15 protein-coding genes are annotated in these 24,073 nt (G+C 64.9%); 13 read left to right on the plus strand and 2 right to left on the minus strand.

Annotation, left to right across the window (positions count from 1 at the left end; genetic code table 11):
* Positions 1-110: 110 nt before the first annotated feature.
* The 8 genes from EYW47_RS21600 (at position 111) to EYW47_RS21635 (ending at position 18,240) form a co-directional block, all read left to right on the plus strand.
* Positions 111-9,671 (plus strand): hemagglutinin repeat-containing protein, encoded by a 9,561-nt coding sequence (locus tag EYW47_RS21600; RefSeq protein ID WP_205710120.1) that lies wholly within the window; start codon positions 111-113, stop codon positions 9,669-9,671.
* 237 nt (positions 9,672-9,908) lie between these two features.
* Entirely contained in the window at positions 9,909-10,724 is an 816-nt protein-coding gene (locus tag EYW47_RS21605; protein ID WP_133196877.1) for a hypothetical protein, read from the plus strand.
* Entirely contained in the window at positions 10,693-10,992 is a 300-nt protein-coding gene (locus EYW47_RS21610; protein WP_133196878.1) for a hypothetical protein, read from the plus strand. The genes EYW47_RS21605 and EYW47_RS21610 overlap by 32 nt, the downstream gene beginning before the upstream one ends.
* 463 nt (positions 10,993-11,455) lie before the next feature.
* Positions 11,456-13,129, plus strand: a complete 1,674-nt coding sequence (locus EYW47_RS21615) for a methyl-accepting chemotaxis protein (RefSeq protein WP_133196879.1) — start codon at positions 11,456-11,458, stop codon at positions 13,127-13,129.
* 509 nt (positions 13,130-13,638) lie between these two features.
* The gene (locus EYW47_RS21620; protein ID WP_133196880.1) at positions 13,639-13,884 is read left to right on the plus strand and encodes a hypothetical protein; all 246 of its coding nucleotides are present in this window, start codon (positions 13,639-13,641) and stop codon (positions 13,882-13,884) included.
* Between the two features lie 282 nt (positions 13,885-14,166).
* Positions 14,167-15,156 carry a DedA family protein/thiosulfate sulfurtransferase GlpE gene (locus tag EYW47_RS21625; protein WP_133196881.1) on the plus strand — a complete coding sequence of 330 codons (990 nt, stop codon included), beginning with the start codon at positions 14,167-14,169 and terminating at the stop codon, positions 15,154-15,156.
* A gap of 47 nt (positions 15,157-15,203) precedes the next feature.
* The gene (locus tag EYW47_RS21630; protein ID WP_133196882.1) at positions 15,204-16,976 is read left to right on the plus strand and encodes an FAD-dependent oxidoreductase; all 1,773 of its coding nucleotides are present in this window, start codon (positions 15,204-15,206) and stop codon (positions 16,974-16,976) included.
* A complete protein-coding gene (locus tag EYW47_RS21635) occupies positions 16,969-18,240 on the plus strand; it encodes a winged helix-turn-helix domain-containing protein (RefSeq protein WP_133196883.1) in 1,272 nt (423 codons plus the stop codon). Before EYW47_RS21630 ends, EYW47_RS21635 begins: the two co-directional genes overlap by 8 nt.
* A gap of 74 nt (positions 18,241-18,314) precedes the next feature.
* Here EYW47_RS21635 and EYW47_RS21640 read toward each other — a convergent pair whose 3' ends face one another.
* Complete coding sequence (locus tag EYW47_RS21640; RefSeq protein WP_205710121.1) at positions 18,315-18,590, minus strand: hypothetical protein; 276 nt, start codon at positions 18,588-18,590, stop codon at positions 18,315-18,317.
* Positions 18,591-19,221: 631 nt separating this feature from the next.
* Here EYW47_RS21640 and EYW47_RS21645 point away from each other — a divergent pair.
* Positions 19,222-20,022 carry a class I SAM-dependent methyltransferase gene (locus EYW47_RS21645; RefSeq protein ID WP_133196884.1) on the plus strand — a complete coding sequence of 267 codons (801 nt, stop codon included), beginning with the start codon at positions 19,222-19,224 and terminating at the stop codon, positions 20,020-20,022.
* A 71-nt stretch (positions 20,023-20,093) separates the two neighbouring features.
* Positions 20,094-20,405: a thioredoxin family protein gene (locus EYW47_RS21650; protein WP_240763837.1), complete on the plus strand. Its 312-nt coding sequence runs from the start codon at positions 20,094-20,096 to the stop codon at positions 20,403-20,405.
* Between the two features lie 37 nt (positions 20,406-20,442).
* Here the strand turns inward: EYW47_RS21650 and hpaR are convergent, their stop codons facing one another.
* Complete coding sequence (gene hpaR, locus EYW47_RS21655; RefSeq protein ID WP_133197005.1) at positions 20,443-20,838, minus strand: homoprotocatechuate degradation operon regulator HpaR; 396 nt, start codon at positions 20,836-20,838, stop codon at positions 20,443-20,445.
* 189 nt (positions 20,839-21,027) lie between these two features.
* On the opposite strand from hpaR, the gene EYW47_RS21660 reads away from it, so the two are divergent.
* From EYW47_RS21660 to hpaE, 3 genes are read left to right on the plus strand one after another with little or no spacing between them, the layout of a single operon-like run.
* Positions 21,028-21,813, plus strand: coding sequence for a fumarylacetoacetate hydrolase family protein (locus EYW47_RS21660; protein ID WP_133196886.1), 786 nt, complete (start codon positions 21,028-21,030; stop codon positions 21,811-21,813).
* Positions 21,810-22,598 carry a fumarylacetoacetate hydrolase family protein gene (locus EYW47_RS21665; RefSeq protein WP_133196887.1) on the plus strand — a complete coding sequence of 263 codons (789 nt, stop codon included), beginning with the start codon at positions 21,810-21,812 and terminating at the stop codon, positions 22,596-22,598. Before EYW47_RS21660 ends, EYW47_RS21665 begins: the two co-directional genes overlap by 4 nt.
* Before the next feature lie 11 nt (positions 22,599-22,609).
* Positions 22,610-24,067 (plus strand): 5-carboxymethyl-2-hydroxymuconate semialdehyde dehydrogenase, encoded by a 1,458-nt coding sequence (hpaE, locus tag EYW47_RS21670; protein ID WP_133196888.1) that lies wholly within the window; start codon positions 22,610-22,612, stop codon positions 24,065-24,067.
* The last annotated feature ends 6 nt before the right edge of the window (positions 24,068-24,073 follow it).

The raw sequence follows: 24,073 nt of genomic DNA on the forward strand, positions 1-24,073 counted from the left end.
ACGAGTCTGATTTGACCTGCAGCGTTGTTTCTGCAGCGGTGGCTTCACGCACCACGCAAATGGAGAGCTAGTTTACAAGCCGTTAAAAAATGGCTTGCCGAGGCGTCAGAATGAACAAGAACAACCATCGGCTTGTCTTCAATCGACATCGGGGAATGCTCGTCGCCGTCGAGGAAACCGCGACGGCCGCTGGCAAAGCTGGAGAATCGTGTTCGCCGGGCTCGACAGGAATATGCCTGATATTGCGGCGCCTCCTGCCTGCGGCACTGCTGGCGCCTGTGCCGATGCTCGCATTTGCGCAGATCGTTGCGGGCGGCGCGCACGCACCGAACGTCATCCAGACCCAAAATGGTCTTGACCAGGTCAACATCAACCGTCCTGCGGGCGGGTCAGGCGTTTCCGTCAACACCTACAACCGGTTCGACGTGCCATCACGGGGTGCAATCCTGAACAACGCGAGTTCGATTGTTCAGACCCAACAGGCAGGGATGATCAACGGCAATCCGAACCTTGCGCCGGGTCAATCCGCGAAAATTATCGTCAATCAGGTCAACAGCCAGAACCCCGCCCAGTTGGGCGGGTACGTCGAAGTTGCGGGCAGTCGGGCCGAGGTCGTACTGGCGTCGCCGTCAGGCATTTCCGTATCAGGTGGCGGATTTATCAATACGAGCCGGGCGATTCTGACAACCGGCACGCCGAGCTTTGGACCGGACGGCTCCCTCTCGGGCTTCAACGTCACGGGCGGCAACATCACGGTCAACGGCGCGGGCCTGAACGCATCGAATGTCGATCAGGTTGACTTGCTGGCCCGTGCGATTCAAACCAACGCGGCGATCTACGCGAAGAACCTGAACGTCATCACGGGCGCGAACAGGATCGACCATGACGCCCTGAGCGCCACGCCGATTGCAGGCGACGGCCCCGCGCCGGGTGTCGCCGTCGACGTGAGCAATCTGGGCGGCATGTATGCCAATCGCGTCTATCTCGTGGGCACGGAGGCGGGTGTTGGGGTGTCGCTGAAGGGCATCGTTGCGGCAAATGCCGGCGACCTCGTGCTGACCACACAGGGCAAGCTGGTACTCGCCAGCCAGGCGAATGCAAGCGGCAACATCAGCGCGAGTGCGCGCGATGGCATCGAAAACAGCGGCACGATCTACGCGCAGCAGAACGTCAGCCTGAACACGGCGGGCGCGCTAAGCAATAGCGGCACCGTTGCCGCGCAGCAGAACACGATGGCCAGCGCGGGCTCTGTGAACTCGACCGGCACGCTCGCGGCGGGCGTGAACAGCGACGGCGTCGTGACGCAAGCGGCAAACCTGAACGTCAGCGGCTCGGGCGGACTCACAGCCACCGGTCATAACGTTTCGGGCGGCGACGTGGCGCTGTCTGGCAATGGCGTGAACCTCGCGGGCAGCGACACGTCGGCAACGGGCAATCTCTCGCTCAATGCCGGCGCGGGTGACGCGAACCTCACGGGCGCATCGGTAAAGGCCGGCAATGCCCTCTCCGCGCGCGCAAGCGGCACGCTCACGACCGACAATGCAAGCGTGTCGTCGGGCGGCGCGCAGACACTGACTGCGGGCGCGATGTCGAACCACAACGGCCAGGTGGTGTCGGGTGGCACACTGAACGCCAACATCACGGGCGCAATGGCGAACCAGGGCGTCATGCAGTCCGCGGGCGCGCAAAGTGTCATTGCGGGATCGCTCGACAACACGGCCGGTCATATCCTTTCGCTCAACGGCGACGGCCTGAACCTCGGCATCGCGGGCGCACTGCTGAACGGCATGGGCGGCGTGATTGGCGGCAACGGCAATGTCAGCGCGAGCGCCTACACGTTCACGAACACGGGGCAAGTCTCCGCGCTCGCGAACGCGGTGCTGCGCGCGTGGAACCTCGACAACAGCGGCTCGGCCACGGCAGGAAGCACGCTGACGGCAACGGCCACCGGCGCTCTGTCTAACGCAGGCGGAACGCTCTCGGGGGCGACCACGACCGTTTCCGGCGCTTCTATCGACAACACGAAGGGCAACATCAATGGCGATGCGCTCGCGCTTACGACATCGGGCGACCTGCTGAACGAAGGTGGCTCGATCACGCAATCGGGCACAGGAGACCAGACCGTACAGGCAGGCGGCAAGGTCAGCAACGCCAACGGCGGCAAGATCGCGAGTAACGCGAGCAACCTCAGCATCAGCGGGACGAGCGTTGACAACGATAGCGGAACCATCGCGCACGCAGGTACGAATGCGCTGAACGTCACAGGCACGAATGGCGTATCGAACGTCGGTGGCAACATCGGCAGCAACGGTTCAGCAACCGTCCACGGCTCGACCGTCAACAACACGCGCGGCACGATGACCGCGAAGCAGAACCTGAGCGCGCAGGCGCAAGCCCTCGTGAACCAGAACGGCACGATGGGTGCCGGTCAGACGCTGAACGCCAGCGCGAACGGCGCGCTCGACAACCGCGGGGGCTCAATGACAGGGGCGACGACGACCGTCTCGGGCGGCTCCATCGACAACACGGACGGCGACATCGAAGGTACGACGGTCGGCGTCTCGACGCCAGGCGACCTGCTGAACCAGGGCGGTACGATCCTGCAATCCGGCGCGGACGCGCAGACCGTGCAGGCCGGCGGCAAGCTGGACAATTCAAGCGGCGGCAAGATCGCGAGCAATGCGTCGAGCCTCAAGCTCAGCGGCTCGGCCATCGACAACGACAACGGATCCATCACGCATGCCGGCACGGACACGCTGAACGTGACGACGACGGGCGACCTGTCGAACGTGAACGGTCAGATCGCGTCGAATGGCTCCGTGAGCACGCAGTCCGCCAGCCTGGAGAACACGAACGGCTCCATCACTGCGCAACACGCCGCGACAGTCAACGCCACGAACGGCATCGTTAACGCGAACGGCCTGCTCTACGGGCATGACAGCCTGAGCGCCACGACGGGCGGCGACTTCGACAACACGGCTGGCGCGGCGCAGACCGCGGGCGATCTTGGCGTCAACGCGGGCGGCACGCTCACGAACCGGAATGGCGCGATGACGGCCAACGGCGCGCACGGCACGATGAATGTGTCGGCCGGCGCGCTCGACAACACGAACGGCGTCATGACCAACGCGGGCGACAGCGCAACCGCCATCACGTCGGGCTCGGGCATCGCGAACAGCGGCGGCACGATGGGCGGCAATGGCGATGCCACACTGACTGGCCGGACGCTCGACAACGCCAGCGGCGGCAACGTGGTCGCGGGCGGCGCGGCGAACCTGGCCATCAGCGACACCATCGACAACCGGGGCGGTACGGCCTACGGCGGCACGGCGCTGAACATCGGCCAGGCGACAACGGCCGTCATCAACGACGCGGGCACGATGCTCGGCGGTCTCGACGTGACTGCGAATGTCGCATCGTTCTCGAATGTCGACGGCGCGGTGCGCGCGAACCGCGACATCGCGGCAAGCGGCGCCATCAGCGGCGACGGCGAAATGACCTCGGGCCGCAACCTCTCGCTGGACATTGCGGGCGACTACACCAACACGGCGAACAACCACCTGAATGCCGATGGCGATATGTCGATCCATGCAAGCGGCACGCTGACCAACAACGCCGAACTGGCGGCAGGCGGCGCGCTGAACGCGAGCGGCGCAAACGTGGTCAACGCGGCCGGCGCAGACATGAATTCATCGGCGACGACCGTGACCGCTTCGGACACGATCAGCAATGCGGGCATCATCGAAGGCGACAAGGTCACCACGAACAGTCCGACGCTGAACAACACAGGCGGCATCATCGGCAACGACGTAACGCTGAACGCAACCGACGTGACCAACGACGGCGCGGCCGCCGTCATCGCGGGCGCGGACAAGGTAGGCATCTACGCGTCGAACTCCGTGACGAATCGCAACGGCGCACTGATCTACAGCGCCGGCAATCTGGAAATCGGCAAGGACGGCACGCGCGACGCCTCGGGCATGCTCGCGGACCAGACCAACACCATCGACAACATCGCGGCCGACATGCAGGCCGAAGGCGACATCGACCTGGCGGGCCATACGATCAACAACATCCGCCCGAACATTGTCGTTGCGCCAGGCACACCAGTGACCACGTCGAACACGCTGACGATGTGGACGGCTGACCTTGGCGACGATCTTTCGGCGGGCGTCTTCGGCCACTATCACAGCCTGGACTTCCCACAATGGAACTGGGACCCCAAGGCGATAGGAACGGAAGTTCACAACGCCCTGGCGCGGCCCATTACCGTGACGATTCCCGCCTCGCAGGTCACGAATCTCGACACGACCGCGCAGTCGTTTTCGCTGACCGAACCGGTCTATGATCACTATATGTCGGGCTCGACGGTGGTCGCGCGCGACATCACGCAGAACGCAACGCAGTGGTACAACAGCCTGACGCAGAACCCGGACGGTACGGTGTCCATTACGTTCTGGCCGGACTTCGACCCGAACAAGCACATCCGGCCCGACCAGAACGACCTTCGTTTCGACCTCGGCAGTTCGCATGACTTCGTCGAGAAGTCGCGCACGACCACGACGACGACCACGGCCGACCAGCTTGTGAGCAGCGGCGCGATGGCAAACATGATCGCGCAGGGCGCGATCCGCATGAACGCGGACGGCGGCGCGATCAATAACGAGTCGTCGACGATGGCGGCAGGCGGCGACCTGACACGCCGCGCGATTGGCGGCAGCGTCAACGATACGGGCACGGTGTTACAGCAGGACGTGACCGCACAAACCACGTCGATCTACTACTGGCACCAGAAAACGGGCGGCAGCACGAGCACCCAGGGACCGCTCGACAACGGGAAATACGACGGCATCACGCAGTCGACAACGACCATTGACGCACTGCCCGCCATCGCGACATCGAACCAGACCGTGCAGACCGACGCGCAGGACATCACCATTGCATCGGTGGACCGGCACGGCCAGACCGTCACCGGCTCGGGCGTGGCGGGCGGCGACGCGACCGGCACGCAGCCAGGCGGCGTCACCACGAACGGCAGCGCAACGTCGGTTACGGGCGTGACCGGCCAGGGCGGCAGCACGCAGAACATTGCCACGACCGGCGACCAGACGAAGAGGCCGCAGACGCTCGGCACGGCGGACGGTGGCATCCCAGACCTGAAACTGCCCATCAAAGCGCTCTACACGTACCAGACCGCGCCAGGCACGGAATACCTCATTGAGACGAACCCGCGCTTCACGAGTTACACGAAGTTCATTTCGAGCGACTACATGCTCGGACAGCTTGGGCTGAATCCACAGGACATCGAAAAGAGGCTCGGCGACGGCTACTACGAAACGCAACTGATTCGCGAACAGGTCACTCAACTGACCGGCCGCTCGATGCTCAACGACTACGCGACCAACCTCGACGAGTACGCGGCGCTCATGAACAACGGCGTGACGTATTCGAAGGCGTTCAACCTGTCGGTTGGCATGGGCCTGACCGATGAACAGATGCGGCAGTTGACAACCGACATGGTCTGGCTCGTCAACCAGACCGTCACACTGCCGGACGGTTCGCAGCAAACCGTACTCGTGCCGAAGCTTTATCTGGCACAGTCGAGCACGGTCGACCTGAAGGATAGCGGCGCGCTTGTCGCCGGTAATCAGGTCATCCAGAACGCGTCGGGAGACTTCAGCAACAGCGGTCACGTTGTCGGTGACGTGGCGACGGCCATCATCGGCAACAACATCGTCAACAAGGGCGTGATCGGCAGCGGCGGCACGACGACGGTCAGCGCCGTGCAGGACGTGAACAACATCGGCGGACGGATTGGCGGCGTCGATACGGTTGTCACTGCGGGTCGCGATATCAACAATGTCACCACGACAAACCAGGTTTCTGCGGTGGATCGCGCCGGGGCTTTCGAGTCGGGTGCAAGCAGCATGGGCGTGCAGTCGGTCGCAACGATTTCCGGTTCGAACAGCGTTACGGCAGTGGCAGCGCGCGACGTGAACCTTGCAGGTTCGGCGATAGCATCAGGCGGCGACGCGGCAGTTACAGCCGGTCGCGACATCAACGCGGGCACGGTGGCGCTGACCTCGTCGACGTATTCCACCGACCAGGGCGGACAGAACGCGTCGCACGCCACGCTCACGCAGAACGTCGGCAGCGCCATCACGGGGGCTGGCAATGTGACAACGCTATCGGTGCGCGATACGACGATAACCGGCTCGACTGTTGCGGCCGGCAAGGATATGGCGATGGTCGCGGGCGGCGACGTGACGGTGGGCGCCGCGAAGGATACGTACTCGCACGATGAACAGTCGCTCAACGACAGCCGCGCCGCGCACGCTTCGTCGAGCCATGACGAGGCGGTACGCGGTAGTACGGTGAGCGCGGGCGGCAGCACCACCCTTGCGGCGGGCCAGAACGGCAGCGGCAACCTGAATATCATGGGTTCGAGCGTCACGGCGGCCACGGGCGCAACGAATCTCGTTGCCACTGGCGACGTGAACATCGGTGGGGTGACGGAGACGCATGACGCACAAGGATGGTCGCACTACGAGCACTCCGGGTTCCTCTCGAAGACGCAGACGGACGACGCAACGGCCTCGCATCAGGTGGTGACGATGGGCTCGACGGTGGCCGGCGATTCGGTCAACGGTGCAGCGGGTCACGACATGACCATCGCGGGCTCGACCGTCGCAGCGACGAATGATGTCGCGCTCGCGGCAGCCAACAACCTGACCATTACGACCACGCAGGACACGAGCCAGAGCAGCACGTACCACGAGGAAAAGAAGTCGGGCTTCGGCGCGCTCAGTGGCGGCGGCCTGTCCATCAACTACGGCACGCGTGACCAGAAGGATACGGCCAACGAAAGCAGCGTGACGAACAACGCGAGCCTCGTCGGCAGCACGGACGGCAGCGTAAGCATGACGGCCGGCAACAACCTGCACGTCTCGGGCAGCGACATCATCGCGGCTCAGAACGTCACGGGCACGGGCGCGAACGTGACCATTGACGCGGCCCAAGGCACGACAAATCACGACGAGTCACATCAGGTCAAGCAAAGCGGTGTCTCGGTCGGGCTCGCTGGCAGCATGGGCGATGCAATCAACAATGCCTACTCCGAGGGGCACGCGGCGGGCAATTCGGCGGGTAGCGGCGACAGCCGCGCCGCAGCGCTGCACGGCATTGCAGCGGCGAACGATGCCTATACGGCCGGCAGCGGCGCGGCGGGCGCCGTGACCGGCAAAAGCAAGCCGGACATCGGTGTATCGGTCTCGGTCGGTTCGAGCAGCAGCCGCAGCGACGCGAGTGAGAGCCAGACGCTGAACAGCGGCTCGAACGTGCAGGCAGGCGGGACGGCGGCATTCGTGGCGACGGGTAACGGTACGCCCGGTTCGGGCAACGTGACGATTGCCGGCTCGAACGTCACCGCAAATGATGTCGTGCTGGCGGCAAAGGACAAGGTCGACATCGTCAACACGACCGACACTGACTCGACGCGCAGTTCGAACAGTTCGAGCAGCGCAAGCGTCGGCGTGCAATGGACGACCGGCGGCGGCTTCGGTATTTCGGCGTCGATGTCGAACGCGCACGGCAATGCGAACAGCGACGCGGCCATACAGAACGCTTCGCACGTCAACGGCGCGAACAGCGTCAGCATCGCGTCGGGTGGCGATACGAACGTCATCGGCTCACAGGTCAACGGCAGGCAGATCACGGCCGACGTGGGCGGCAACCTGAACATCGCCAGTGTGCAGGACATCACGAACAGTGCGGCGCACCAGAGCAGTTCGGGCGGTGGCTTTACCATCAGCCAGGGCGGCGGCGGCGCGAGTTTCAGCGCGCAGAACGGCCACGCGGACGGCAGCTATGCGGGTGTGAATGAACAGGCGGGTCTGTACGCGGGCGACGGCGGCTACGCCGTCAACGTCAAGGGCAATACGGGTCTAACCGGCGCGGTCATCGCGAGTACCGCAGACGCATCAAAGAACAGCCTGACCACTGGCACGCTGACGTACAGCGACATCGCTAATCACTCGCAGTACGACGCGAACAGCAACGGCATCAGCGCGGGCGTGGCACTCGCGAACAGCGGCAAGTCGGTCGGCCCCGCTTCGGGCACGAACGGCGGCGGCGTCTCGCCGATGCTTCCGCAGAACGACAGCGGCTCGTCGGATGCAACCACGCGCAGCGCGGTCAGCGCCGGCACGATTACCGTCACGGACACCGCGCATCAGACGCAAGACGTTGCTGGCCTGAGTCGCGACACGACGAACACGAACGGCACGGTATCCAGGCTACCGGACGTGAATGCCCTCCTGAACCAGCAGGCCGACCGGATGAGCGCAGCACAGGCCGCAGGTCAGGCGGTCGCGCAACGCATCGGTGACTATGCGAAGGCACAACAGGCGGCAACGGGCGATCCTGAATGGGCGGAAGGCGGTGACAAGCGCGCGGCGATGCAGGCGGCAGGAGCGGCTGTGGTGGCGGGTCTTGGCGGTGGCGTGGGGAGCGCGGTTGCGGGCGCGGCGGGTGCGGCGATTGGTTCGAAGATTGCGCCGACGCTGAACGAACTGAGCGGTTCGATTGCGGCATCGAATCCGACCGGTGATACGGACGTGAACAAGGCGCTCGGGAACATTGTGGCGAACGTGATCGCGACTGGCGCGGGTGCGGCGGCGGGTGGCGCGGGGGCGTTCTCCAGTTCGGACGTGGACCGGTACAACCGGCAGTTGCATCCTGACGAGCGCCAATGGGCCAAGGACAATGCGGGCAAGTTCGCGCAGATCTACCAGGACCAGACCGGGCAGACCATCACGCCAGATCAGGCGCAGCAGATGCTGCTGGCGAGTGGCTATCGTATGGTGGATGCGGCAGCGAGCGCGGGTCCGGCACCGGATGGAAACAAATATGCAACGGCGTTCATCAGCCAGTATGGCGGCGACATGTTCCGGGCCACCTCTGCGGAGTACAACAGCCCGTTCCTCTATGGCAATGCCGATCATTCGCTGACACCTGAACAGAGAGCATTACCTGGTCACGAAGCGAATCCCGCAGTGGGTCTTGCGATTGCGGGGGCTCTGGCTGCGCCCGCGGTGCTTCCCGCATTGGCGGCAATTCCCGGTACACCGATCCTCGGGATTGACGGAGCGTTGGGGTCGGCAGCATTGGCCTCGAAGGCTGGAACCGGTGCTATTAGTGCTACGCTCAGCGTGGGTTCCCAATACATCCAGAACGGAAATGTCAATTGGGTGGATGTTGGGGGAGCGTATGCAACTGGCTTTATAGGTTCCTATGACCTTGGTGGAGTATATAAAAATCTGGCGTGGAACGTTGCTGTAAATACGCTTAACGGCGGAGCGACGACCGCGATTAATAATCAATTCCAAGGAAAAAACGACAATATCATTGGTGCGGGCGTTACCAGTGGTGCATTTAGCGCAATTGGTTATGGTGCAGGCGCAATCACCGCAAACACGATTAATTCGATCATGCGACCAACGATTAATAACGCGGGCTCGTGGACAAGTACCGGTGCGTGGTCAGGGAGTGGTTACAATCTGTTCAACCCGAACAATACTGCGGTCATTGGTGGCGGAATCACTGGAGGAACTTTGCAAGAGATTGTGCAAGGCGGAATCAAACGAGCACAGCAAACAGGAAGCAAGAAATGATTCGCCGATTAGCAACTGTGTTCTTATGTACGGCCTGCATTTGGCTAGTTGCCTGTTCAATTGCCTGGTTCGGTGGGAGCTATGCATACGCCACGTTCAATGGGTTGCATTACTCACCGGGATGGAATGATACTGTTTCAATAGTCCGGATTGCACTTCTAATAGCGTTAGTCTTTACGTTGCTTGCTTGGCTCAAGACAAAAAACGCCTAAACAGCAACCCCTGCCCCAGCCGGGGTTGCTGTTTGCAATCCTGTACAACCAGCAGTTGCATCCGCAGGAAAAGACGCTGGCGAAGCGGTTGGCTGACGAGAGCGGCGGGAAATATAGCCGGGCGCAGATCGAAGGCCAGTTGCGTATCATGGGTGTCAGCAATAACGGCACGAACGAATCGGGCGCGCCGACGACACTGATCGGCCAGACACCTACGGATTCCGGCGCGAAATGGATATCGGGTGGCACGACGGCGAATGGTCAGCCGATCCTGACGCAAGTGACCGCGCAGGCCGATCCGCAGCTGCAGTCCTACATTCTTGCGAACTACAACGGCGCCTCATCGGGACAGGTGCCGAGTCAGTTCACATATGCGCTGACGGGACATAGTGGCTCGGCCAATATCACCGGGCCGTTCACGAAGTTCGATCAATCGGACGAAAATTTCATGCGAGGTACAACCGCTGACGTGGCTTCGATGGTGTCGACCAATGCGGGAAGGTTCAGTGCCGCGACGGCTGCCGCTGCAACTGTTCCTTCGCCTTACTCTGCCGGATTCTCGGCAGCGGCCTATGCAGCCACGGTTGCGGGATTTACGGCCGACGCTGTAGCGCAAATGGTTAAGCCTGATGTAGGCCAATATCTGACCTCTGGGGGAATCGGTATCGCGGCGAACGCGGTATCGGAAAAGTATCCGGCGCTCAGTCCAGCAATCAATGAATCCGCTAACGTACTTAACAATGGCAGTGCATCGCAGGCGGTCCAAAACACCTTCAACAACTACATAAAACAGGTGATTGACAGGAAATATGGAAGCGGAAATAAAAATGATAAAAATTAGAATTCTTGACGACGGGAACTTCACGCGTTGGTTCAGACTATGCCTGATTTTTATTGGCATTGGTCTTATGTACTGGACAATTAAATACGTCGAACCGTCACTCTGGAGCGGATTTCTTCTGCTCTTCGGATTCGGGATCGCACTAGTAGGTGGAATGACCAGCCGCGCTGCCTTGTTGAAGATCAAGCCATTCGACAGCAGCTACAAGAAGGCGCGCAAGAGCTATGAGATCAAGGACGAGGATAATAACTCCGGGGGAAAGAAATGACAGAGTCACCCGTCTTTGTCGGCGAAGATATCGGTGTGATATTGGTTTGCCGCATACCCGTTCTCGGCGCTTCTTGCAATTGTCGGCTATCTTGCTGCACAAGGACTAAGAGCGATCCGAAGTAATTCCGTCGTTCTTTGAATAAAGCCGCCAGAAAATGAAAATCCGAAAGACGGGCGCGGCGCTAGCTCTCACAGCCTTGGCCCGTCTCGCGTCCAACGTCCTGGCGCAAAGCCAGCCGCAACTTCTCCACAGATTGTGGTGACAAGCCTGTGCATATCCCCCGGACAGGCAAACCAACTCCTTGAGCGCACAAGGAATTTCCCCCGCGCATCGCAATTCGGCCACGCATCGATCAGGCATCGATGCATCTCCCCCACCTAATCCCCTAAAGATTGTGTGGGCAATGCCGTTAATCCTTACATGTTGTCGGGTCGTGAGCGACCCCATTGCAAGGAACCCCATGCGCAACAACCAGCCCATCACGCAGCAGGAATTCGACTACCCTGCTTCGCAGATGCTCGTTTCGGCCACCGATCTCAAAGGCCGCATTCAGTATTGCAATCCCGCGTTCGTCGCCGTCTCCGGTTTCGCGAAAGAAGAATTGATCGGCAAGGCGCATAACGTCATCCGCCATCCCGACATGCCGCCCGAGGCCTTCGCCGACCTGTGGGAGACCATTCAATCCGGCCGTCCCTGGACCGCGCTCGTGAAGAACCGCCGCAAGGACGGCGATCATTACTGGGTGCGCGCGAACGTGACCCCCGTCTCGGAGCAGGGCACCGTGGTGGGCTATCTGAGTGTGCGCGTGAAGCCGAGCCGCGAGGAGATCCGCGAGGCCGAGGCGCTCTACGCGCAGATGCGCGAAGGGCGTCAGCGCAGCGCGCGCCTGCGCCGCGGCGCGCTCGTGCGCACCGGCCTGGTTGGCGCGGTGCAGTCGCTCATGCGTCTGCCCGTGGCCACACGCATCGCCATCGGCTATGCGCTCGTGCCCGCTGCGCTCGCCGCCGCGGGCTTCGGCGCCTGGCGCGGGCTGCCGCCCACGCCGTTCTGGTGCGCATTCGGCGCGGCGGCGGTGTGCAGCCTCGCGGCCTGGCGGCTCGCCACGCGCCACCTGGGCGAGCCGCTCGCGCAGATGTCGATGGCGTCCACGCGCATGGCTGCGGGAGACCTCACCGCCGCGCTCGCCATTGCCTCGAAGGACGATCTCGGCGACGTGCTCCAGGCGCTCAATCAGCTCCAGGCCAATCTCACCGCCATCGTGTTCGACGTGCGCGCGCAGATCGACGGCATGCTCGAGGCCGCCCACGAGATTTCGAGTGGCAATCTCGATCTCTCGCGCCGCACCGAGCTGCAAGCCGCCTCGCTCGAAGAAACAGCCGCCACCATGGACCAGCTCACCACCACGGTGCAGGCCAACGCCGAGGCGAGCACGCGCGCACTCGAGCTCGCACGCGCGGCGCAGTCGGCCGCCGCCGAGGGCGGCTCGATCGCGGGCCGCATGGAACGCACGATGTCCGGCATCACCGACGCCTCGCGGCGCATCTCCGACATCACCGGCGTGATCGACGGCATCGCGTTCCAGACCAATATCCTCGCGCTCAATGCGGCCGTCGAAGCCGCGCGCGCGGGCGAGGCGGGCCGCTCGTTCGCCGTGGTCGCTGGCGAGGTGCGCATGCTCGCGCAGCGCTGCGCGGCCTCCGCGAAGGAGATCAAGCAGGTCGTGGACGCCAGCGTGAGCGAGATCGCCCAGGGCACGGCGCTCGTCGGCGACACGACCGCCCAGATGCGCGCCATCGACGAAGCCGTGAGCCGCGTTTCAGCCATCATCGTCGAGGTCGCCAACGCGAGCGGCGAGCAGGCCGAGGGCATCCACCAGGTCAATCAGGCGGTCGCGCATCTGGACAGCGCCACGCAGCAAAACGCCGCGCTCGTCGAGCAGGCCGCCGCCACGGCGCAGCGGCTCGCCGAGCAAGCCGACGTGCTCGACGAGGCCGTGCGCCTCTTCACGCTTGCGGGCACGCACTCGAGCGAGCGCAGCGCGCCCGTACAGCGACAGGCGCGGCGCACGCCCTCGCACGCGTCTGTGCAGGTGCACACTCAGATGCATGAACGGGAGGAAGCGCTGGAGGCTTGAGCGCTTTCACGAGCGCATGCCCACGAAAGCGCATCCGGCATAGCACGCGAAAGCGTTCCGTAATTTCATCGCTTGCTCCGATTAAGCTGAAAGATCCGCATAAATCCCATCTCGACGGGGCGCCAGCCAGGCTTCACTATGAACTCCGTCAGCACCCATGACCTGGGTGTCTGATCCGAGTAACAACGGCGTTTCAACGGCTCACCTGGCCTCTACCGGGTGAGCCGTTTTTTCTGGCGCGGACGATGAGGAAATACGAACGAGAGCCGATGCGCCGCTAAGGCCGCTTTGCGTCATGCCCATGACAACGCCTCACGCGGCGGCACAGAGCGCATGCACCGTTGCAGGCCGCGCAAAAATCCTCATGCCGGCGCACGTGCGGGCCGGGACTCGCGTTAAACTGACTGGCCGGGGCTGGGCGGCCGGGTGTGTGCGCCCGCACTCACAGCGGTGAGACGCCGCGCAGCCGACCCCGTACAATGGCTCGACCACACACGAGGACAACATCAATGCGCACGACCGGGTCTTCCGGAACCATGACCCTGCTCACCGAGCATGATGAAGCGACCGGACGCGAAACGCGTTCGCTGCGTCTCGAATCGGCGGCCGACGGCAAGAGCCTCTTGCTGATCGAAGTCGACGAGCGCAAGCCGGGCATCCACCGCGAAGTGCGTTATGAAATCACGCCTGCGGAACTGATCGCGGCCATCCGCGCGCAGGGCGCCGAGCTTCCAGGGGAATCGCACAGCCGGTAACACGCGGCCGCGTTCGTAACGGGCCGCCGTCCGTCTTCGGCCCTCCGCCATCGGCCCTCACGCGAAGACGCCATGCCGGCGCCTTCGCGCACGCGCTTGCGCGCCTCCCCCATTCCCCACCTCCCGGCAAGGCCGCCATACCAGCGCCTGAGCGCAACAAATCCGCATTGGGCGTATGCTTTGGGCCTCGCTTGCACGCCTTCAAAATGCGTCCATAATCGATACGTTAGTCTTCCAGTTTGCGCCGTCCCCGCGGCGCGCCGGGGCAAGGGAAGTAAGCCGATGCTACATGACCTCATCGCGCAGTACGGGCCTGCGCTTGTATTTCTGAACGTGCTGGCCGGATCACTCGGCCTGCCCGTGCCCGCCATGCCGGCGCTCGTGCTGTTCGGCGCGATGGCCGCCATGCATCCCGGCTCGATCGGCGAGCAGGTCGCGCCGGTGCTCGGGCTGTCGATTGTCGCCACGCTCATCGGCGACAGCGTCTGGTTCCTCGCCGGCCGGCTCTACGGCGGCAACACGCTCAAGACGCTGTGCAAGCTCTCGCTCTCGCGCGACACCTGCGTGAAGAAAACCGAGCGCTTTTTCGGCCGCTGGGGCGTGCGGGTGCTCGCCATCGCCAAGTTCGTGCCGGGCCTGTCGATCGTCTCCGTGCCGATGGCGGGTGCAATGGGCACGCCCTACCGCCAGTTCGTCGGCTTCGACGGTATTGGCGCCGCGCTCTGGTCGGGCACGGGCCTCCTGATCGGTGTGCTGTTCGCGCCGCAGATCGACATGATGCTCGCCGGCGCAAGCCGCCTTGGGCGCTTTGCCGCCGTCGTGGTGGTCGTGCTGCTCGTGCTCTACGCGACCTACCGCTGGCAGCGCCGCCGCCAGCTCATCAAAAAGCTCGCGAACGCGCGCATTACCGTCGACGACCTCTATCGCGCGATGGCCAACAAGCCGCCGCCCGTGATCTTCGACATCCGCTCGGCCGAAAAGCGCAAGCTCGACCCCTACGTCATTCCGGGGTCGCTGTTCGCCGACGAGCGGCAGCTCGACGAGATTATCGAGAAGTATCCGCGCGAGCAGAAGCTCGTGATCTACTGTTCGTGCCCCAATGAAATTTCCGCGGCCTGGATGGCGAAGAAGCTTGCCGAGGCCGGTTACGTCGACGTGGTGCCGCTGCTCGGCGGCCTCGATGCGTGGCGCGATTCGGGCCGCTCGCTCGAAGCGCTGCAGGTGACGCCGCCTCCCGAGGTGCCGGTCAACATTACGCCGAAACCCGTTTAATCCGCGCGGCGCCTCCGCGCCGCCGCGCGCATGAGGAGAAACGCCTGATGGGTTCTACCCCCGCTGAGCCGCCTCGCTACGAGGCTTCGCATTCCACGCTGACCGACACGCAGCCGCAACCGGCCGAGGCGCCGTTCTCGACGCTCTCCTCGCGGCGCCACCAGATGTTCCCCGATCTCACCGACCACGAGATCGCGCGGCTCGCGCGCTTTGGCGAGCATGGTCACTGGGAGCCGGGCGAGTTGCTCTTCCACACTGGCACGACCGGCCCCGGCATGTTCGTGGTGCTCTCCGGTCATGTGAAGGTGTCCCAGCGCGATGGCCTCGGCCGCGAGCGGCTGATCGCCGAGCATGGGCGCGGCAGCTTCCTCGCCGAAGTGGGCCAGCTCTCCGGCGGTCCGGCGCTCGTGGACGGTGTCGCGCTCGAGCCCGTCGACGCCTTGCTGATTCCGCCCGAGCGCTTGCGCGCGGCCATCGTCGCCGAAGCCGAGCTTGGCGAGCGCATCGTGCGCGCGCTGATTCTGCGGCGCGTCGCGCTGATCGAGAAAGGCGCGGGCGGCCCGATTCTCGTCGGCAAGCACGACGACCCCACCATGCTCAAGCTCCAGGGCTTCCTCTCGCGCAACGGCCATCCGTACTCGGTGCTCGACGAGCGCGACGAAAGCAGCATGCTCAGCGTGATCGAGCGCTTCGCGGCGCGCAGCGAGGATCTGCCGCTCGTGATCTGCCCCGACGGCTCGGTGCTGCGCCACCCCACCCCGCCCGAGCTCGCCACCTGCCTTGGCCTGTTGCCCGAGCTCGACGGCGAGCGCGTCTACGACGTGGCCGTGGTGGGCGCCGGCCCGGCGGGTCTCGCCACCGCGGTGTACGCGGCCTCCGAGGGTCTTTCGGTGATCGTGCTCGACGCGCGCGCCCCCGGCGGCCAGGCCGGCGCCAGCTCGCGCATCGAAAACTATCTGGGCTTCCCTACCGGCATCTCGGGCCAGGCGCTCGCGGGCCGCGCGTTCGTGCAGGCGCAGAAGTTCGGCGCGCACGTGGCCATTCCCGTCTCGGCCCGCAAGCTCCACTGCAACGAGGAGCCGCGCCGCCTCGAAACCTGTAGCGGCGACGTGCGCGCCCGCACCATCGTGATCGCGAGCGGCGCGATCTACCGGCAGCCCGCGATTGCCGGGCTCGACCGCTATACGGGGCGCGGCGTCTACTACTGGGCCTCGCCGGTGGAGGCGAAGCTCTGCAAGCACGAGAACGTCGTGCTGGTGGGCGGCGGCAACTCGGCGGGCCAGGCAATCGTCTACCTCTCCACGCACGCGCGCCATATCGACGTGCTGATCCGCAAGTCCGGCTTCGAATCGACGATGTCGCGCTATCTGATCGACCGGATCGCGTCGCTGCCGAACGTCACGGTGCACCCGCATTGCGAGGTCGGCGCGCTCGAGGAAGACGAGACGGGGATCGCGGCCATCCGCCTGAAGGCGCAGTGCCCGTCGTCGGGCGCCGAGCGCTTCGACGCGCGCCATCTGTTCCTCTTCACGGGTGCAGACCCCAACACCAAGTGGCTGCACGAATGCGGCGTGGCCCTCGACATGCACGGCTTCGTGCTCACTGGCGCCGACGACGCGTCGTGCAGCCTCGCCACGTCGGTCAATGGCGTCTACGCGATCGGCGATGCGCGCGCGGGCTCGACCAAGCGCGTCGCAGCGGCGGTGGGCGAAGGCGCGGCGGTGGTCGCGCAGATCCATCAGTGGTTGAGCGCGGCGCCCGTCCAGCGCGCGGCTGTGACGCCCGCTGCGATGGCCACGATGGCGGGCCTGAATGCGTGAGGACGCGGCGCTCGACACGCCAGCCGAAGCGAGCGCGCAACCGACCCCAGGCGTGACGCTGCCGCTCGCCGCGGCGCGCACGCTGCATCTCGCGGCCCAGGGGCTGCTCGCCCCGCCGCGCCGCAAGGCCACCAAAGACGATGTGCTCGACGCGGTCCGCCGCATGGCGCAACTGCAGATCGACACGATCCACGTAGTCGCTCGCAGTCCTTACTTCGTGCTGTTCAGCCGCATCGGCGCCTACGACCCGCGCTGGCTCGACGCCCATCTGGCCGAAGGCCGGCTCTTCGAGTACTGGTCGCACGAGGCCTGTTTCGTGCCGATCGAGGACTATGGGCTGCTGCGCCATCGCATGCTCGACCCTGCGTGCATGGGCTGGAAATACGCCGCCGAGTGGCACGCGAAGCATCGCCGCGAGATCGACGCGCTGCTCGAGCGCATCCGCGCAAACGGTCCCGTGCGCTCCGCCGACTTCGCGCGCGAGAAAGGAGCAAAAGGCAGCGGCTGGTGGGACTGGAAGCCCGAGAAGCGCCACCTGGAGGTGCTGTTCGCGACCGGCGCGCTGATGGTGGCCGAGCGCCACAATTTTCAGCGCGTCTACGACGTGGCCGAGCGCGTCCTGCCCAACTGGAGCGACGCGCGCGATCTGCCCGCGCGCGTGGACGCCGAACGCGCGTTGCTGTTGCGCACCTGCCAGGCGCTGGGCGTGATCCGCGCCGACTGGGCCGCCGACTACTACCGCCTGCCGCGCCGCCCGTACACCGAGGCACTGCACGCGCTCGCCGACGCGGGCGAGCTGGTGCCCGTGCGCGTGGAAGCCTGGAAGCACGACGCGTTCGTGCACCGCGACTTCGCGCCGCTCATCGACGACGCCGCCAGCGGCGCGCTGACCTCGAGCGCCACCACGCTGCTCTCGCCTTTCGATCCGATCGTGTGGGACCGCAAGCGTGCAACGGCGCTGTTCGGCTTCGACTACGCGATCGAATGCTACCTGCCCGCGCACAAGCGCAAGTATGGTTACTTCGTACTGCCGATATTGAATCGCGGCAAGCTGATCGGACGCGCCGATGCAAAGGCGCATCGCGCGCAGGCGGTATTCGAATTGAAGTCGCTGCATCTGGAGCCGGGCGTGCGCATGAGCGGCCGACTCGTGAGCGATTTGCGGCGCGCGCTGCAACGTTGCGCCGACTGGCATGGCACGCCGGAACTGAGGATTGGCGAGGCGCCGCACGGGCTGGCCGCCGCGCTGCTCGCCGAGTCGTGAATCGCAAAAGCGCCGCGCGGGCGGCGCGCCCATTGCCTCCATTGGCGCACGCCGCCCGCGCGGTCTTCGGATGCTCAGCGCTCCAGCTTCACGCGCAGCTCACGCGCCGCTTCGAGCAAGCCTTCATAGCCCGAGCGCGCATGCTCGGGCAGGTCCGGGTCGCCCACCAGCGCACCCAGCGTTTCGATCAGGCTGAAGACCAGGCCCTTGGCCGCACCCTTGGCGATACTGCCGCTCTTCACGCCTTCGTCCACGTGCGAGAGCGCCGCGTTGAGATTCTCCAGGTCGTGCTTCTTTGCGTCGCCGCCAGGCGCTTGAGCGTCATCCTTTTGCGTGTCGTCGCTCGTCATGATGAACCGTTTCCCCTTGCTGGTACGTCGTAGAAAAAAATCCCACACTGCTGTTATATACCCAACGCCTACGGTCGTCCATCGGCCGCGGGCGGGTCCATCCTGCCACCCGGCAGCGCTTCGGACGGCTCCCGAATCTTCTCACCTTTGCGCGCCTTCTGCCGATACGTGCGCCCCTCATGCTTGCCGAGGCTCATGGCAAGCACAAAGAAAAGCCCTGAAAACAGGCGTCGATTCGCGCATTCAGAGCCGCAGCGCTTGCGCGGCGGTGCGTTGGCGCGTGCGCGCGAGCTCACGTCAGGCCACTCCCGTAAGCGCTCACCTTTGTGCGACGAGGGGGAACTCGCGCGCCGTTTCCGGCGCCCGGCAACACAACGCGAGACGCTTGCGCGCCAACGCCTGGTTGCACGTATCGCCTTGTTTCATGGCACTTTCTCGCCAGACACAGGTTCGTCAGACTGTGCGCACGGCACGCCGACGGTGCGCTCGCGCGCTGCGCCTCGCTCACTCCCGAAAAGCCTCACCTTTGCGGCAAACACGCGGCGGAAGTACAGCCATCCGCCTTGACGCCACGAACACGCCTCTCCAGACTGTGCGAGTCGTCCCCGCGAGCCCGCTCAGCCGATACCCCATGAACCAGGTCACGCCCTTCATTCCCGAACGCTTTCACAACGCCGCGCCGCATTACCTGAGCGGCCGCCCCGCGTACTCGAGCGCACTCATTCGCCGCGTCGCGCAACACGCCAGCCTGAACGGCACGCAGCGCCTGCTCGACCTCGGCTGCGGCCCGGGCCAACTCTCGCTCGCGTTCGCGAGCTGGGTGGCGAGCGCCGTGGCAATCGACCCGGAGCCCGCCATGCTCGAAGTCGCCGCGCAACTGGGCGCGGGCATCGCGCCAAACATCGAGTATCGCCGCGGCAGTTCGTACGACCTCTCGCCCGCACTCGGCAGGTTCGACCTCGCGGTGATCGGACGGGCATTCCACTGGATGGATCGTGTCGACACGCTTGCGCGGCTCGATGCGATCCTCGGCGAACGCGGCGCCGTCGCGCTCTTCAACACAGCGCATCTCGACGACCCGCAGCGCCCTTGGGCCGCGCAATATCGCGACCTGCTCGACCGTTACGCCAACACCGATCCCGCGCGCGAGACGCGCCGTTCGCCGCAGTGGGAGAGCCACACCGACGTGCTCGCGCGCTCGGCGTTCGCCGCGATCGAGCGCATTTCGGTGATCGAGTACCGGCGCGTGAGCGCCGAGCAGTTGAAGGCGCGCCCGCTCTCGATGTCGAGCCTCTCGCGCGAGCGCCTGGGCGCGCAGCTCGACGCGCTGCTTGCCGAAATCGACGCCATTGTCGCGGCGCATGGTGAGGATGGCTGGCTCATCGAGCGCATCGAGTCGACCGCCACGATTGCCACGCGCGCGAGCGCGTAAGCACGCAAGCGCCGCCAGCGCGCCGCTGCGGCTTGCGGTATCGTATGACGATGACCTCGAAAGGAGACGCGATGAGCTACGCCGCAAAAGCCCCGGCCCGCAAGGAGATCGATGCGCTAAACGGTCTCGCCGTGCTGGAATTCGGCACCGACTGGTGCGGCTATTGCCAGGGCGCGCAGCCCTTGATCGGCGATGCGTTCGCGCAGCGCCCCGGCGTGCGCCGCATCAAGGTGGAAGACGGCCCGGGCCGCGCGCTCGGCCGCTCGTTTCGCGTGAAGCTCTGGCCCACGCTCGTGTTCCTGCGCGATGGCACGGAAGTGGCGCGCGTGGTGCGCCCGGGGAGCGCCGCCGATCTGGACGCGGCATTCGACACGCTCGGCTGAGCGAGCACCCTTTCAGGGTGCCCCCAGCGCCGCGTGCTCACTCGAGCCCGGCCAGCAAATCGTCGATGGCGCGATACACGCGCTCCACGACCTCCGGCCCCACCTCCGCTTCGAGCGCCTTGTAGCGCGCTTCCAGATCCTTCGAAATCGTCTTTACGAGCTGGTGGCTCTTTTTCGTGAGCGTCACGAGCACGCGCCGCTGGTCGTCGGCAAAGCGCTCCTTCGTCACGAGGCCCAGCGCCTCCATGCGCGCGAGCACGCCCGCCATGCTCGGGCTCGAAATCGTGCAGAGATCGGAGATCTGGCGCGGCTCCAGCGGCCCACTCTCGTTGAGCGCGCGAATCACGCGCCATTGCTGCTCCGTGAGCCCATGCGCCGTGATCAACGGACGGAAACGCTCCATCATCTTTTCGCGCGCGCGCAAAAGAAGCATGGGCAGGTTGCGGTGTGCAACGCGGGTGGACGCGCGAGAGGAATCGGACATGGTGGCTTCGTTCAATACGCGGCTGCCCGGGTCCGGGACCAGGGGAAACCCGCGAATTCTTCATCGATGGTTGACGCTCGATCATAGCAAGCGCAGAATCACTCACATATTAGTGTTTTCGAGAAAGCAAACCACACCATGTTTTCACTGGCCGACCATCTGCTGCATCTCGAAGGCGAGGCCCTGCCGCGCGACGTGAGCGCCGGCGCGGCGCGCGCGCTGCTTGCGGGTGGCGAGCGCTGCCGCGCGCCCGTCTGCGGTGCCGTGTACGGGACGCTGCTCAACGACCGCGCCGCGCTCGAAGCACTCGGCGACGCCGTGAACGCCCCGCCCTACAAGGCGCCGCCCCGCGCGCCCATCCTCTATCTGAAGCCGCACAATACGCTCGCCGGCCACGGCGCGCGCGTGAGCGTGCCGGGCGCGGAAGGCGTTCAGGTGGGCGCGTCGCTCGGCATCGTGATCGGCCGCACCGCTGCGCGCGTCAAGGCGCATGAAGCGTTCGATTACATCGCCGGCTACACGCTGGTCGCCGACCTCAGCGTGCCGCACGAAAGCGTCTATCGTCCGTCCGTGCGTTTTCGCGCTCGCGACGGCTTTTGCGTGATCGGCCCAACGGTGCAGGCGCGCAAGCATGTCGCCGATCCGGACCGGCTCGCGATCCACGTCGACATCGAGGGCGAGCCGCGCTTTAGCGCGAATACGTCCTCGTGCGTGCGCGGCGTCGCGCAACTGCTCGCGGACGTGACCGACTTCATGACGCTTTCAGCCGGCGACGTGCTCACGCTAGGCGTGCCGCACGGCGCGCCCATCGCACATGAAGGTGCGCACGCAACTATCTCCATTGCCGACTGGCCCGCGCTTGCCATCGAATTCATCGCGCCGCAAACGGCAGCGCACACCGCCACGCAAGGAGCACCAGCATGATGCGAGGACGCGTTGCCTACGCAGGCGCCATCCACGAAGCACGACCCGAAGCCAGCCTGGAAAGCATGCGCGTGCGCCTTGCCGACGGCCGCGTCCGCGAAGAGCATGAAGTCGTCTGGCTCGCGCCGTTCGAGCCCGGCACGATCTTCGCGCTCGGCCTGAACTACGCCGAGCATGCCAAAGAGTTGCAGTTCACGAAGCAGGAAGAGCCGCTCGTGTTCCTCAAGGGGCCGGGCAGCGTGATCGGGCATCGCGGCGTCACGCGCCGCCCCGCCGACGTCACGTTCATGCACTACGAGTGCGAGCTCGCGGTCGTGATCGGCCGCACGGCGCGCGAGATCAAGTGCGAGGACGCCATGCAATACGTCGCGGGCTACACCATCGCCAATGACTACGCGATCCGCGATTATCTAGAGAACTACTATCGCCCGAACCTGCGCGTGAAGAATCGCGACGGCGGCACCGTGCTCGGGCCGTGGTTCGTCGATGCCGCCGATATCGCCGACGTCAATGCGCTCGAACTGCGCACCTGGGTGAACGGCGAACTGAAGCAGCACGGCAACACGCGCGACCTCGTCACTGGCATTGCCGAGTTGATCGAGTATTTGAGCGGCTTCATGACGCTCGCGCCCGGCGACGTGATTCTCACGGGCACGCCCGAAGGCGTCGTCAACGTGAATGCCGGCGACGAAGTGATTTGCGAGATCGACGGCCTCGGCCGCCTTGTCAGCACGATCGCGTCCGACGCCGAGTTCGGCCGCGCTCCCCAGACGCAACAGACGTAAGCGAGAACGCCATGCGCATCGAACACCTGATCGACGGCCGCGCCCATACGGGCCGCGACTACTTCGAAACCGTGAACCCCGCGAACCAGGAAGTGCTCGCGGAAGTCGCGCGCGGCGGCGCCGAGGAAATCGACCTTGCGGTGCGCGCCGCGAAAGACGCCTTCCCCGCCTGGGCCGCGAAGCCCGCGGCAGAGCGCGCGAAGCTCGTGCGCAAGCTCGGCGAGCTGATTGCGAAGAGCGTGCCGGAGATCGCGCTGACCGAGACGAAGGACACGGGCCAGACCATTTCGCAAACGGGCAAGCAGCTCGTGCCGCGCGCCGCCGACAACTTCACCTACTTCGCCGAAATGTGCACGGCGGTGGACGGCCACACCTACCCCACCAGCACGCATCTGAACTACACGCTGTTTCATCCGGTGGGCGTGTGCGCGCTCATCTCGCCCTGGAACGTGCCGTTCATGACGGCCACCTGGAAGGTCGCGCCGTGCCTCGCGTTCGGCAACACGGCGGTGCTCAAGATGAGCGAGCTTTCGCCGCTCACGGCCTCCATGCTCGGACAGCTCGCGCTCGAAGCCGGAATTCCATCAGGCGTGCTCAACGTCGTGCATGGCTTCGGCCAGGAAACGGGCGAGCCGCTCGTCGCGCATCCCGACGTGCGCGCGGTCTCCTTCACGGGATCGACGGCCACGGGCAACCGCATCGTGCAGACTGCGAGCCTGAAGAAGTTCTCGATGGAGCTGGGCGGCAAGTCGCCGTTCGTGATTTTCGAAGATGCCGACTTCGAGCGCGCGCTCGACGCCGCCGTGTTCATGATCTTCTCGAACAACGGCGAGCGCTGCACGGCAGGCTCGCGCATTCTCGTCCAGCGCTCGATCTACGCGAGGTTCGCCGAGCGATTCGTCGAGCGCGCGAAGCGCATCGCGGTAGGCGACCCGCTCGACGAAAAGACCGTTGTCGGGCCGATGATCAGCCAGGGCCATCTCGCCAAGGTGCGCAGCTATATCGAGCTCGGGCCGAAGGAAGGCGCGACGCTCGCATGCGGCGGGCTCGATGCGCCCGCGCTGCCGGATGCCCTGAAAAAGGGCAACTTCGTGCAGCCCACGGTGTTCGTGGACGTGGACAACCGCATGCGCATCGCGCAGGAAGAGATCTTCGGGCCGGTCGCGTGCCTGATCCCGTTCGACGACGAAGCCGACGCCATCCGCATCTCGAACGACATCGCCTACGGCCTGTCGAGCTACGTGTGGACCGAAAACACGGGGCGCGCACTGCGCGTGGCCGCCGCCGTCGAGGCGGGCATGTGCTTCGTGAACAGCCAGAACGTGCGCGATCTGCGCCAGCCGTTCGGCGGCTCGAAGGCTTCGGGCGTGGGACGCGAAGGCGGTACCTGGAGCTACGAAGTGTTTCTCGAGCCGAAGAACGTGTGCGTCTCGATGGGCTCGCATCACATTCCGCGCTGGGGCGCCTGAGCCACA

Source organism: Paraburkholderia silviterrae, assembly GCF_004353915.1.
Lineage (GTDB): Bacteria > Pseudomonadota > Gammaproteobacteria > Burkholderiales > Burkholderiaceae > Paraburkholderia > Paraburkholderia silviterrae.

Excerpts from the sequence above, each read along its gene's own strand:
- EYW47_RS21600 (WP_205710120.1), top strand. The coding sequence starts at position 111 with ATGAACAAGAACAACCATCGGCTTGTCTTCAATCGACATCGGGGAATG.
- EYW47_RS21610 (WP_133196878.1), top strand. The coding sequence starts at position 10,693 with ATGGAAGCGGAAATAAAAATGATAAAAATTAGAATTCTTGACGACGGG.
- EYW47_RS21615 (WP_133196879.1), top strand. The coding sequence starts at position 11,456 with ATGCGCAACAACCAGCCCATCACGCAGCAGGAATTCGACTACCCTGCT.
- EYW47_RS21620 (WP_133196880.1), top strand. The coding sequence starts at position 13,639 with ATGCGCACGACCGGGTCTTCCGGAACCATGACCCTGCTCACCGAGCAT.
- EYW47_RS21625 (WP_133196881.1), top strand. The coding sequence starts at position 14,167 with ATGCTACATGACCTCATCGCGCAGTACGGGCCTGCGCTTGTATTTCTG.
- EYW47_RS21630 (WP_133196882.1), top strand. The coding sequence starts at position 15,204 with ATGGGTTCTACCCCCGCTGAGCCGCCTCGCTACGAGGCTTCGCATTCC.
- EYW47_RS21635 (WP_133196883.1), top strand. The coding sequence starts at position 16,969 with ATGCGTGAGGACGCGGCGCTCGACACGCCAGCCGAAGCGAGCGCGCAA.
- EYW47_RS21640 (WP_205710121.1), bottom strand. The coding sequence starts at position 18,590 with ATGACGAGCGACGACACGCAAAAGGATGACGCTCAAGCGCCTGGCGGC.
- EYW47_RS21645 (WP_133196884.1), top strand. The coding sequence starts at position 19,222 with ATGAACCAGGTCACGCCCTTCATTCCCGAACGCTTTCACAACGCCGCG.
- EYW47_RS21650 (WP_240763837.1), top strand. The coding sequence starts at position 20,094 with ATGAGCTACGCCGCAAAAGCCCCGGCCCGCAAGGAGATCGATGCGCTA.
- hpaR (WP_133197005.1), bottom strand. The coding sequence starts at position 20,838 with ATGCTTCTTTTGCGCGCGCGCGAAAAGATGATGGAGCGTTTCCGTCCG.
- EYW47_RS21660 (WP_133196886.1), top strand. The coding sequence starts at position 21,028 with ATGTTTTCACTGGCCGACCATCTGCTGCATCTCGAAGGCGAGGCCCTG.
- EYW47_RS21665 (WP_133196887.1), top strand. The coding sequence starts at position 21,810 with ATGATGCGAGGACGCGTTGCCTACGCAGGCGCCATCCACGAAGCACGA.
- hpaE (WP_133196888.1), top strand. The coding sequence starts at position 22,610 with ATGCGCATCGAACACCTGATCGACGGCCGCGCCCATACGGGCCGCGAC.